A 12,641-nucleotide genomic window follows, 5' to 3' on the forward strand; every position below is an offset into this window, starting at 1 on the left:
CTATAATAGTTGCCGGGACTGGAACAGCTCGGGAGCGAGGAGTGGCTTCGAGCCGCACTTCACTTCTTTTATCCGATCCTCTCCTCTTGTACTCTTATCTCACACTATCTTAGGAAGTTGAGGGGTGAATTATGCATTTGATGAAGCAGATGCAGGCACAAAACTGGCTCATAGATTTCCGCGGAGGCACGCGAGCCAACATGTACCGCGTGCACAAGACGGTGGTGGCCACTAAGTCACCGTATCAAGAGATCCTGATCCTAGACACCTTTGGCTTTGGGAGAGCGCTCTTTCTAGACGGTATTCCGCAGTCGGCGGCCCTGGACGAGCACATCTATCACGAAGCGCTCATCCATCCAGTCCTGATAGCGCACCGGCAACCCAAGAAAGTCTTCATTGTTGGGGGAGGAGAGGGGGCCACGCTACGTGAAGTATTGAGGCACAACACGGTCGAGCGTGTTGTGATGGTAGACATAGACGACACTCTGGTTGCGCTTGCCAAGGAGCATCTGAAAGACTGGCACCAGGGGGCCTTTGACGATCCACGAGTTGAACTTGTGCATGCTGATGCGCGTGGCTATCTAGAGAAGACCAGCGAGACCTTTGACAGCGTGATTGTGGATGCCACTGACCCACTGGAGGGAGGGCCGGCGGCTCTGCTCTTCACCGCTGAATTCTTCAACCTTGCCAAGTCTCGGCTTAACCCTGGGGGGACCTTTGGCATGCAGGCTGAAGCGACGGACATCGGGGTATGTGAGGCTCATGCCTCGATCATCAAGACTCTGAAGCAGTGCTTCAAATCGGTGTTTTCCTATCAGACGATGGTCACCTTCTTTGGCCTGCCCTGGGGCTTTGCGCTAGCCAGTGACGAAGACATCGCCGCGCGCTTAACGCCCGAGGTCATCACGGCCACCTTGCAAGAGAGAGGGTGCACCAATCTCAAGTTTTATGATGTGGAGTCGCATCGGCACATGTTTGCCCTGCCAAAGTACGTGCGGGATGCCATTGAGGACCCGAACGTGGGGATGATCATTCGAGACGATCGTGTCCTTGTAGTTGAATAGAAAAAACGCCCACCTGAGCCATGCCCCGCTCGGCTTCGGCGCGGGGCATGGCCGTGAGCGTTCTCTGCGCCGAGGAGCCGACCCCACCCACAGGGATGCTCTCCTACCTCCTCTCTTGCCCTTTCCCTTCCTCCTCCCTTCCTCTCGCATCTTCGCGACGACCCGTCCCTGCGGACAGGCAGGTGGATAGCGGGCAGGCGGACAGGTTTGGTGGATGAGTGGAGGGCGGAGTTAGCGGGCGAGCCGGCGAGTTTCAACCTTACCTGGCTCGAAGAACGAGACAAGCGCGGCGTGGATACGTTCAGCAGCGTCGGAGTTGTCCCGCTGATAGTTGCAGATGTAAACCTCCAGCGTCGCGTAGCCCAGTTCTGGCCAGGTATGGATAGCAATATGAGACTCAGCCAGGGCGATCAGGCAGGTGATACCGCCCCCATCGAACTGATGACAAAAAGCTCCCAGTTGCGTGAGATTGTGCTCTTTCGTCATCCTAGAGACGGCTGCACGCAGCTTCTCGCTATCCAGCTGAGCCATCAGGTTCTTGTCGCACGAATACAGTTCCGACAAGATGTGCTTTCCAACCGGAGGGGGTGCCATCGATTCAGAAACGCTTCCTTTCCTGAATTAATGTACCACTTTATTAGCCCTGGTCGGTGCAACCAAACTCTATGTATCGCCAAAGCGATATTGTTGAGGTGCGTTGGTGAAAGCAGATATATCAGCCCAGATGGCTCCAGGGCGTTTTGTCACAGCGGCCATACTAGTGTAGCACATTTCTTCCCCCATGACAATGGCTGGGCTTTCGGCTTCTGGTTGAGGGTGCGTATTCTCTCCGTAGGCCTCTCAGGCGCTCTTAGGCCCGCTACCGTCTCTCAGATCGTGGGTTAAAGTAATGGAGAAAGTCGGGGGACGCACAAAAAGAGGTCCCCCCAAAAAAGATGGCCGTGATGCCGGCTCGGGCATCACGGCCACGAGTAGGCTGATTGGTTGCCCGGTGCTTGCCTTTGCCGCTGTGAAAGAAGATCAAGGCACCAGCCTCCAGCCTTCTTCCTTGTTTGCTCTGCTGGCTGGACCGGACCTAAGCGCGGCGCGTGACCACGTTCGCTATGCGGCCCGGCACGTAGATGAACTTCTCCACGGGGGCATTGCCGATATAGGCGGCCACACGTGGGTTGCTCAGCACCAGCTGACGGATCTCCTCCTCGGGCGTCTCGACTGGCACTTCCAGGCGTTCACGCACGCGCCCGTTGACCTGTACCACCAGTGTGAAGGTCTCATCGTGTGTCAGAGCCTCATCGTACTGTGGCCAGTCGGTCAGGTGGATGCTGCCCTGGTGGCCGGTCATTTCCCACAGCTCCTCGGTGAGGTGAGGAGCCATTGGAGCCAGCAGGTGCATCATAGTCTCCAGGGCCTGGCGATAGGCGGCGGTGCGAGCGACCGGCTCATGCTGCTGCTTGATCAGCGCATTATTCATCTCCATCAGCGCGGCCAGGGCCGTATTGAAGCGGAAGTGATGCAGGTCCTCGGTGACGCGCTTGATCGTCTTATGGCGCAGACGCTCGATCGCGCGGGTGGCCTCGTTCTCCTCCTCGCTGACGGTACCGCTGACCCAGCTCTCCGTCACCAGGTTCCAGACGCGGTTCAGGAAGCGCCAGACGCCTTCCAGGTTCTCGGCTTTGAAGCTCCCGCCCTGATCGAAGGGGCCGATGAACATCATGTAGCAGCGCACAGTATCGGCGCCGTACTTCTCGACATACTTATCGGGGGCCTCGACGTTGCCGCGCGACTTCGACATCTTCTGGCCATCGGCTCCCAGCACCATGCCCTGGTGGTACAGACGCAGGAACGGCTCATCGAAATGCAGATAGCCCATATCGCGCAGGGCCTTGACGAAGAAGCGTGCGTACAGCAGGTGCATGGTGGCGTGCTCTGCGCCGCCTACATACTGGTCGACCGGCAGCCAGCGACGGATAGCCTCCTGGCTCCAGGCTTCCTTATCGTTATGCGGGTCGGCGTAGCGCAGGAAGTACCAGGACGAACAAATGAAGGTATCCATAGTATCGACTTCGCGCGTTGCCGGGCCGCCGCACTTTGGACAGGTGGTATTCAGGAAGGCCGGTTCGTAGCGCAGGGGGGACTCGCCCGTCGGTTTGAACTGAACATGCTCAGGCAGGTAAACGGGCAGCTGATCCTCGGGAACAGGAACCGTGCCATCCTTGGGACAATAGATGATCGGGATCGGGGCGCCCCAATAGCGCTGACGACTGATCAGCCAATCGCGCAGGCGGTAGGTCACCTTCGACTGGCCGATCCCCTGCTCCTCCAGGTAGCGAATCACGCGAGGGATGGCCTGATCAGCGGGTGTGCCCGTAAAGGGGCCGGAATTGATCATCGTTCCATAGGCTGTCTTCGCCTCGCTCCAGGTGGCTGGATCGCTCTCCTCCTCGCCTGGGGGCAGGATCACCTGGCGGATCGGCAGGCCAAACTTACGAGCAAACTCGAAGTCGCGCTGATCGTGGGCAGGCACGCCCATCACGGCGCCCGAGCCATAGCTCAGCAGCACATAGTCGGCAATCCAGACCGGCACGCGCTCGCCGCTGACAGGATTGATCACGTAGCCGCCAGTGAAGACGCCCGTCTTTTCCTTCTCCGTGCTCAGGCGCTCGATCTCTGTCATGCGACGTGTACGCTCGACATAAGCCTCGACCGCGGCGCGCTGCTCGGAGCTGGTCAGGCGCTCTACCAGCGGATGCTCCGGTGCCAGCACAAAGAAGGTGACGCCATAGACGGTATCAGGGCGCGTAGTAAAGACGGGGATCTCGACGCGCTCGCCGTCGATCTCGGTGAAGAAACGGATCTCCGCACCCTCGCTGCGTCCGATCCAGTTGCGCTGCATGGTGACCGTCTTCTCTGGCCAATCAATGCCATCGAAGCGCAGCAGCTCCTCGGCGTATTTGGTGATACGCAGCAGCCACTGCTCGATCTCCTTGCGGATCACCGTGCTGCCGCAGCGTTCGCACGTGCCGTTAGGCAGCACCTGCTCATTAGCCAGGGTCGTATTGCAGCCGGGGCACCAGTTGGCGGGGGCGCGAGTGCGATAGGCCAGGCCGTGCTTATAGAACTGCAGGAAGAGCCACTGAGTCCATTTATAGTACTCGGGCTGGCAGGTGACGACCTCGCGCTGCCAGTCCCACTGAGCGCCCATCATGCGCAGCTGCTTGCGCATGCGTTCGATGTTGGCCATTGTCCAATCGCGGGCCTGGATGCCGCGCTTGATGGCGGCATTTTCGGCGGGCAGGCCGAAGGCATCGAAGCCGATGGGCTGCATAACATTGTAGCCCAGGCGGCGCATGAAGCGGCCATAGGCATCGAAAGGAGAATAGTTGTACCAGTGGCCCATATGCAGATCGCCGGAGGGGTAGGGGAACATCACCAGATGATAGAACTTGGGCTTAGGCGAATCGTCCGGCGCGTGATAGATCTGCTCCTCCTCCCAGCGAGTCTGCCATTTTGGTTCAATTACCTTTGGATCATATTTTGTGCGCGTGATCATTGCAGGTGTCCCTCCCCTGATAATCGGTCGGACCTGATCAGGCACTGTGGCCAACAGCAGGAAAGCAGAGGCAAAGCGGGCTGGCAGCGTATAGCTGTCTGCGAAGCCAGCTCGTGGCGCTCGCCCGCTAGCGGTGAGTGTTGTTCTGCTGCTACTTCACCTGGTCTGTATGCTGTACCGTAGAGCTTGTGGTTGGTCAGGTGGCCCTGCATCTACTGTGCTGCGTTGGCTCAGAAGGAGCGAGCGGAGCGGCAGCCGAGAGGCAGGGTTAATCGCACAGACACGAGACGAAAGGCGACAGGCCAGGGAATGAGCGACGTTGTAGGGAGCGAACGTAGCAATAAAAAAACCTTTCATCCGCTCGGGACGAAAGGTTTTTCCGTGGTACCACCCTGTTTCCAATCACCCTTGGCAGCTTACTGCGGAGTTGAGGAGAAGTGGACCTGAGGGGACTCGAACCCCTGACCTCCTCCATGCCATAGAGGCGCGCTACCAACTGTGCTACAGGCCCATTGATAGATGGACTTTGAGAGCGTCACGTATAAGTAACCTCTCCTCCGCAGTGCCAGGTGACTGGCACTCATTCACTGCTTTAACGGGCATACCGACAGGTGCTACTGACTCCCGAGGCGTTCGCACCTGTTGCTCACAGGCGAGTTCGGTCGTTTTCCCGTATAGCCTTGCACCGTCCGGCTACTCTCTGGACGGGTGAGCGACCTACTACTCCTGCTCATCGCCAGGTCTGTTCTCTTTCCGCTGCCCTTTACTATAGCACAAAGCTTTGTGATTTGCAAGGGGGTAGGCTCTTTCCTCCTTGCTGCCTGTGATGGGCAGCGGGTGGAGATGAGGGGACTCGAACCCCTGACCTCGACAGTGCGATTGTCGCGCTCTACCGGCTGAGCTACATCCCCGTGCATGCCTTCGTGTTGGCAGCTAGAATGATACCACATCTGGGGGTGAATTGTAAAGACCCTCGTTGGAGGGATCTGTCAAATTCACCCCCTTCTGGCAAACTAGGGCGGGGGCTACTGAGGCAAGCTAGCGATAAAGTCGGCCAGGCTTTCACGACCGTCGACGCGGATGCGCAGCAGAGCGAAAGGCTGGGTGCTTTGCTGGAGCCAGCCGGTAGGGCCGGGGTCGGTAGTGGCACCAACGTAGCCATCGGCGGCCAACATGCTAGTGATGCGCTCCTGTTCAAGGGCGGTACCGTGGCGGAAGGGTTCGCCGCCTGGGTAGCAGAACTGCTGAATAGTGATGCCGAGGTGCTGCTGCAGTGTTGCCTTAGAGGCCTGCAGCTCCTGCTGAGCAAGCTGAGGCTCTCCGATGACGATCCAGCCCAAGCTGATGTGATGCACCGTATGTGAGCCGACCTGCATGCCTTGGGCAAGGAGGTCGCGGATCTCTCCCCAGCTCATATAGCCCGTAGCGCCCACGGCCCCAGTGATGATGTAGAACATACCGCTGAAGCCATGAGCCTGGAGCAGGGGCACAGCGTAGCGATAGACGTCCTCATAGCCGTCATCAAAGGTCAAGATAATAGGGTGCGGTGGCAATGGCGCGTCAAAATAGAGAGCATCGAAGAGCTGATTAAAGGTGATGGTATGGTAGCCGTGGCTTTTGAGATAATCGAGTTGGGCGGCAAAGTTGCTTGGTGTGACGGTCAGGCTGAAATCGAGCAAGTTATGGGTGGGAGCTGGTGAAACGTGGTGGTACATCAAGATGGGGACCGCGACGCTGTGGGCGGCTGGTTGTGGAGGAGGCAAGATCGGAGCTTCTGGATCAGCCGGTCCGCCGGCGAGCACATACCAGTGTGGCTGCTCATGGTTCTGGTCCTGAGCGGGGCTGGCCTGGACGACAAAAGGCAGATTACGGTAGATACTCGCGGGAGCCTGATCCTCGGGGGGAAGATTGGCTTCCTTGCTCAAACTAGCGTCAGGAGTGAGTTGTAGTGAGACCGGTACAGTCAGGACATCGCTGTAGCTGGTCATAGTCTCGGGATCAACCCAGCGGCTTAGCCGGCTGGGGAGTCCCAGACTGAAGCCCGCGAAACGGTAGTGGGCAAAGCGTACCTGCCAGAAGTGGGCAAAGGTTTGTTCATTGGGCCAGAGAGCTCGGCGGGCAGGCGCCAGCAGCGACCACATGGTAGGGTAGTCGTGATGCAGGAAGGCACCTAGATAGCGCTGGGCGAGAACGAGGATCTGCTGCTCATTGGTAGCCTCTTGCGGATGCTCAGCTATGAAGGTCGCAGTATTGTGTGAGGTTGCTTGAGGGCTTATATCGCTGCCGCTCAGCAGGGCGTACAGTCCCCAGGCGAGCACTGCGATGGCCACTAAGAGCAGACAGAGAAGGCCGGCTAGCAGCAGTTGCATAGCCCGAGGTAAGGTCAGACAACTGCGGCGCCGAGCACGCAATGGCCGGCTGGCTGTTGGCGCGGCTATCGGTCCTATCTGGACACCCGGCGTTGCCGAGTGAGGTCCGCCCGGCGAGGCGTACCCATGCGACTCGTGATTGGCGGTGTATTTCATGGCTGGGAACCTGCGCATGCTACTGTGTTGTGTGTTCCTGCCTATAGCTGTACATGATCGCCCCTTCATTATACCAGAATCTAGGTAAAAATACCTATTTAAGAGCGGCAGCTAGGGTGAAGTTGGAAAGAAAGCATCCAATCGCTAAAGAAGTGGAGAGAGCGGCTGATGTTTCAGAAAAGTGGGCAAAGAGTCAAGGAAAGCTTATAGTCGTGAGGTTAGTGCCGGGAGGAGGAGAAACGCAAGAGAAGGCTGGCGCCGCCGGCGCTGCGGGCCAGCCCGTCTTGTCGGCGTGGGCTAGGAGCAAATGAACGGCGCATCGACAATGCGCCGTGAAGCCCTGTGAGGCGTAGCGCTCTGGCGTGCGTGATGAGCGCCAGGTAGGCAGAGCGGCTACGCGAGGAGATCGGGAATAGGGGAGAAAGCGAGGCCTAGCCTGGCAGAGCTAGCCTTGCTTCTCGTGGTGACCGCCGAACTCGAAGCGCATGGCCGAGAGGAGCTTGTCGGCAAAGTCCGCCTCGCCGCGGGAGGCAAAGCGCTCGTAGAGGGCGGTACTGAGCACGCCGGCGGGCACGGCCTCATCGATGGCGGCTTTGATCGTCCAGCGTCCCTCACCGGAGTCGGAGACGCGCCCAGCGAACTGGCTCAGGTCGGGATCTTTGAGCAGGGCGTGGGCGGTCAGGTCGAGTAGCCAGGAGGCGATCACGCTGCCACGGCGCCAGAGTTCTGCGATATCGGCCAGATTGAAATCATATTGATAATACTCGGGATTACGCAGGGGAGTCGTTTCGGCGTCAATCTCCTCAGGGTGCTTACCGATATTAGCATGGCGCAGGATGTTGAAGCCCTCGGCGTAAGCGGCCATGATGCCGTACTCGATGCCATTATGGACCATCTTCACGAAGTGGCCAGCGCCGTGGGGACCGCAGTGCAGATAGCCATGCTCGGCGGTACCGCCGACCTGCTCGCGTCCTGGAGTACGTGGGGCGGCCTGCACGCCGGGTGCGAGGGCCACAAAGAGTGGTTCGAGGCGTTGAACGATCTCCGCCTCGCCGCCAATCATCAGGCAGTAGCCGCGTTCGAGACCCCAGACACCGCCGCTTGTACCGACGTCGAGGTAATGAATACCATGCTCTTTGAGCATAGCAGCGCGGCGAATGTCATCCTGATAGAAAGAGTTGCCCCCGTCGACGACGACATCGTCGGGAGAGAGCAAGGGGATAAGCTGTTCCAACGTCGCATCAACGGAGGCGGCAGGAATCATGAGCCAGACGATGCGGGGCGCCTGCAACTGCCCGACGAGTTCGGCCAGGGAAGTCGCCCCCGCAGAGATAGCCCCCTCTTTCAGGCGCTTCTCGACAGTCTCGGCATGGCGCGCGTAGCCGATGCATCTATGGCCGGCACGTTGGAGCCGCAGAGCCATATTGGCCCCCATGCGTCCAAGTCCGATCAGACCAAGTTCCATGTAGCGATCCTTTCTGTCTTCTCTTCTCTAGCTAGCGAAGTAGTGATTTTCCGGGGTACGGAAAGCGAGGCGGACGCGGCGTGCTCTCTCAGTGTGAGGCATCCCTGCTGACAGCGGAGAGCCAGGTTCCGTGCCAAAGGAGGGAGCAACGCAGCGCTGCCTGTCCATCGCTAAGTGTACCATACAGGTGCAGGGCAGTGAAAAGAGGGAGGCTGGCAGTGGGCTAGACGACAAGGAAAGGGGCAGAGCAGGCCAAGCGCTGCTGTGGCAGGCGCAGCTAAGGACAGGAGCACAAACAGACAGCAGCCTGTCTGCAAGTCAGGGAAGATAAGTGCCGCTGCGACGCAGACACGCGCCACTGGCTGAGCGGCTGCTTGCTCCGCTGCTGGCAAAATCAGGCGACCATCTACGCGCGGGAGAGATAGAAGCAAGCGCCCGCTCAGGCCAGTAGTGCAGGATGACTGATCAGGAGAGCGTCTAACCCCCGCTGGGGCGCTGGCGCGTTCGACGCATCAGTACATAGCCTGTTTCCAGAATGGAAAAGATATCGATGCCAAAGGTGTACAGCTTCATGCGCGTCCGCGATAGGACGTTGCGCACTGGGCGCATCTCCTGATCCCAGACGCCTTCAGCCTGGGCCAGGCTCAGGCGCCGCCGGCAGCGCTCTATCTCGGCCTCGGTGATGTGGCCGTTAATAAAGCTGGCCAGCAAGACTTCGTAAGGGCAGTAATGTGGGTAGGCTTCAAGTAATGGTAACAGCACACAAATTTCGCTATTGGTGAATTGCTGCTCGGCAACGAGGCGAGGCAGCCCCTCTTCGCAGGCGAGCTGGGCCAGGGTGCCTAGTGTCAGGTTGAGGGCAAGCAGATGGTGGGAAGGGAGCAAATCACGCAGCGAGAAATGGCGTATCTCGGCTGCTGCTTCTTGCTGCAAAGGACGCGGGGATGCTTTGGTCATACGCAGAGAGGTTTTTTGCATGGCACGCTCCTTCTGGATGAGATACTGCTGACCGATAGACCAACTGCAGAGCCGAAGTGAACCCGCGCCGAGCCGGAGGCCTGTCATAGCTTTTTACTGCCTGGTTGCTCATGGAGCGGAGCGCCCGGAACATCCCCTCTTCCCGCGTCAAGGCCAGCACAGTTCGTCGCCGGGCCGCGGACCCCTCTTCCGCTGGCGCTCGCTGCTATGCCGGCTGGCGAAATGGCTGCTACTCAGGCAGCAGCAAATACTGCACTGCTTAAGTGCCGCATTGGTGCAATAAAATAACGCTCCTTTCCTTCCTGTGCTTTCTCTCAAGCACTCAGGTTCTTGGGACACTGCTCTCTACAAATGACGAGCGAGCGGTTTGACGATCAAATCGGGCCTGGGCCGTGCGCTGGCTCTGGCTGAGCCAGGGCGCTGCGGCGCCGGCGTTAACTGTGGACAACATCGGCTACTTCAATAGACACTATACAAAGAAACACAAAGATATTCAATGTCTGGTATACTTCGCTCCTTCCATATTTTACAGTACCAGATAATCACCCAAAAATCAATACCCGAATTGGCTTTTCTGCGCCTCTTGCCTGACCGGGGGAAGGACCGACGCTGCGTATGGGATATTCTGGCTATTCGCCCGTGTTTTGCCCGCAAATTGCCAGATTCTGTTCCATACTCCTTTCGGTAACAGCTATTCAGAGCCGCCATGCAGCTGGTCATTCAAGAGTCAGCTATCTCTCTTCAGCTCCTCTAGACCTCACTTCACGCTTCCATTCCTACTAGCTCGGTTTCTGTTAACTCTACATGCTGGTAGTCGAAGATAGCTGTATTTTTTGAGATATAGGGCGGAAGAGAGAAGTGTGATCTTAGAATGACTGAGTATCTTTTAAATTCACAGGAAAGGTGCGCTTCAACCATGCAGAAGACCGCCCTGCCGGCCTGGTTCGGCGATGCGCGTATACAGGCCAGTGCGGACATCGTGATCGTAGGGAATGGAATCGCCGGCCTGACTGCTGCCATTGAGGCTCGGCGTTTAGCGCCTGAAGCCACGATTCTGATTCTAACGGAGCAATGCTATCCGACGATTCACACGCCGGCCTTACGTCAGATTCTCACGGGCAAGGTAAACCGGCAACAACTGCTGGCCTATCCCGAGGGGACGGAGCAGGCGCGAGGGATCAAGGTGGGAGTAGCGCGCGTTGAGGGAATTGATGCAGTTGAGCGGCGGCTGCATGTCGCGCGTGGGGGGATCGTCCACTATGGAGTCCTGCTATTGGCGACGGGGAGCGTTGCGCGTGGGTTATCGAAGAATCTGCCTGGTGCTGCGCTGGATGGCGTTCTGACCTTGCATCGTCTACCCGACTACCTTGATGTCAGGCGCCGGCTACGGGAGGTCCGCGAGGTGGCGGTGATCGGTGGTGGTGTGCATGGAGCCGAGACGGTTATGAGCCTCTTGCACATCGGCAAGCGTGTTCATTGGTTTATTCGCGGCTCTTACTGTTTGCCGCGCCTGCTCAACCGGGCTGCGGCTGAGCTTGTCCTGCGGCACGTAGAGCAGGCGGGGGCGCTGGTTCATCTGGAAAGCGAGGTGATAGGTTTTCTAGGGAGCGTGGGAGAACTAGCGGCGGTTGCCACGGCTGACGGGCGTGTCATTCCGGCTCAGCTAGCGCTGATCTGCACGGGAACGCGTCCCGCGCTTGATTTGGCGACGCGCTCCACGCTGCCTCTTGTCTATGAGGCGGAGCAAGGCATCCTTGTCGATGAGCGGCTCTGCACCAGTGTCCCGGCCATTCTCGCCGCGGGCGATGTTGCGGCCTGGCAGCATCCTCTCAGTGGCTCCTATCGCTCGCAGCCGTCCTGGCATGCTGCTGTCCTTCAGGGACGAGTGGCAGCAGCGACTATGACGGGACGAATGGCGACCCATGTGAGCGAGGTGGTCGGCGCTCCCTGGCAGGCGACGCGTCTGGGGTCTCTCTCGATCCTGGCTGTTGGCGATCCCTTAGCGGAGGCGGCGGAAGTGCGAGTGCTTACGCGGCATGGGAAGCAAAGCTACTATCGCCTGGTGCTAGCAGGTGAGCGTCTCATTGGCTATCTCGCCTTGGGAAGGGCCCAACCTGATGCTTTGGCGATCAAGCGCCTCATCGACGAGGCGCTGCCGGTGACGGCGGTCCAGGATGCCCTGCTCCGAGGTGTCTTTGATGCGCGCGCCTACTTTGCGCAGCTTCGCTCATCTACACTCTATAGCCTAACGGTGCCCGGGCGGCTGGCGGAGCGTGCATTGGCGACCTCCCGATGTGCGCCTCCTCTGTCTTCTCCGCTGAGTACAACGGCTGCTATGGTGGGATGGCAGGCTCCGCCTCAGGGCGGTGAACCCTTCCTGCAGGGAAGCGCGTCAAGAAGGAGGCCCCAAACTGAGCCACTACGGAGATTGATCCCTAGGCAGCAAGCTACTGATGTGAGCGCTGCTGCAGGTGTTGCCGCTTTTGCTGATGCGTGTGCCTGGAGGCCTGATCTTGAGCCGGAGCCACAGCGGCTGGCTTTACCGACCTCCTGGCCCCAGCCAAATCCGCATCCAGTGCGGTGTTGTCAGTAGCCTGGCCTGAGCGCCAGGCGTGGGCTTGCTACTCCTGGAGCGATGCAATCCTTCTTTTGAAGTCGACTGGGAGTCGTCAGGGTGGCCGGCTGATCGGTCCGTCAGCACTGGCTAGCGCTCGCTGGTGAGTGCTGGCTGCCCTGAGCTGGCCATCCGTACGTTATCCTGGAAGAGCTGTCGCGCTGGTCAGTGAGCAGATGGACAGACCGGTCGCTGAAACATCCATACATCAGGGGAGGATGATCTGTATGCTGTGTCCGCGTTGTCACGCTCAGTGGGATGGGGAGAGGCAAGCCTGCCTATGGTGTGGCTTTGTGCTATTTGGGACCAGTGAGGATGAGGCGGCTCGCCAGAGAGATCAGGAGCGACTTCGTTGGCATACTGAGCCTGAAGTCAAGGAGCCGCGCTTGCATGTTCCGCGGGCGACTCCTTTCTCTGGTGGACGGCAGCCTCCTGTGCCGCCGGT

The 12,641-nt window shown here is 58.9% G+C and carries 8 protein-coding genes and 2 tRNA genes; 3 read left to right on the top strand and 7 right to left on the bottom strand.

Features of this window, described 5'->3' with window-relative positions:
- Positions 1 to 131 precede the first annotated feature (131 nt).
- On the top strand, positions 132 to 1,064 hold the full coding sequence (gene speE / locus IRZ24_RS09650; RefSeq protein WP_297163164.1) for a polyamine aminopropyltransferase: 933 nt from the start codon (positions 132 to 134) through the stop codon (positions 1,062 to 1,064).
- A gap of 231 nt (positions 1,065 to 1,295) precedes the next feature.
- Here the strand turns inward: speE and speD are convergent, their stop codons facing one another.
- From speD to IRZ24_RS09685, 7 genes are all read right to left on the bottom strand, one after another.
- Positions 1,296 to 1,658, bottom strand: coding sequence for an adenosylmethionine decarboxylase (gene speD / locus IRZ24_RS09655; protein WP_069804310.1), 363 nt, complete (start codon positions 1,656 to 1,658; stop codon positions 1,296 to 1,298).
- A gap of 481 nt (positions 1,659 to 2,139) precedes the next feature.
- Complete coding sequence (gene leuS / locus IRZ24_RS09660) at positions 2,140 to 4,614, bottom strand: leucine--tRNA ligase (protein ID WP_297150604.1); 2,475 nt, start codon at positions 4,612 to 4,614, stop codon at positions 2,140 to 2,142.
- 438 nt (positions 4,615 to 5,052) lie between these two features.
- Positions 5,053 to 5,125, bottom strand: a tRNA-Ala gene (locus tag IRZ24_RS09665).
- A gap of 327 nt (positions 5,126 to 5,452) precedes the next feature.
- Positions 5,453 to 5,525 (bottom strand) — tRNA-Ala (locus IRZ24_RS09670).
- A gap of 114 nt (positions 5,526 to 5,639) precedes the next feature.
- Positions 5,640 to 7,139 (bottom strand): polysaccharide deacetylase family protein, encoded by a 1,500-nt coding sequence (locus tag IRZ24_RS09675; protein ID WP_297163169.1) that lies wholly within the window; start codon positions 7,137 to 7,139, stop codon positions 5,640 to 5,642.
- A gap of 445 nt (positions 7,140 to 7,584) precedes the next feature.
- Positions 7,585 to 8,604 (bottom strand): phosphogluconate dehydrogenase (NAD(+)-dependent, decarboxylating), encoded by a 1,020-nt coding sequence (gene gnd / locus IRZ24_RS09680; RefSeq protein WP_297163175.1) that lies wholly within the window; start codon positions 8,602 to 8,604, stop codon positions 7,585 to 7,587.
- Between the two features lie 477 nt (positions 8,605 to 9,081).
- Complete coding sequence (locus tag IRZ24_RS09685; RefSeq protein WP_297163177.1) at positions 9,082 to 9,582, bottom strand: hypothetical protein; 501 nt, start codon at positions 9,580 to 9,582, stop codon at positions 9,082 to 9,084.
- Positions 9,583 to 10,498: 916 nt separating this feature from the next.
- Here IRZ24_RS09685 and IRZ24_RS09690 point away from each other — a divergent pair.
- Both IRZ24_RS09690 and IRZ24_RS09695 read left to right on the top strand, forming a co-directional pair.
- The gene (locus tag IRZ24_RS09690) at positions 10,499 to 12,175 is read left to right on the top strand and encodes an FAD/NAD(P)-binding oxidoreductase (RefSeq protein WP_297163180.1); all 1,677 of its coding nucleotides are present in this window, start codon (positions 10,499 to 10,501) and stop codon (positions 12,173 to 12,175) included.
- Positions 12,176 to 12,423: 248 nt separating this feature from the next.
- A partial coding sequence (locus IRZ24_RS09695) for a hypothetical protein (protein ID WP_297163183.1) occupies positions 12,424 to 12,641 on the top strand: 218 nt, incomplete at its 3' end.

Origin of the sequence: Thermogemmatispora sp., from assembly GCF_019683755.1 — a bacterium.
Taxonomy (GTDB): domain Bacteria; phylum Chloroflexota; class Ktedonobacteria; order Ktedonobacterales; family Ktedonobacteraceae; genus Thermogemmatispora.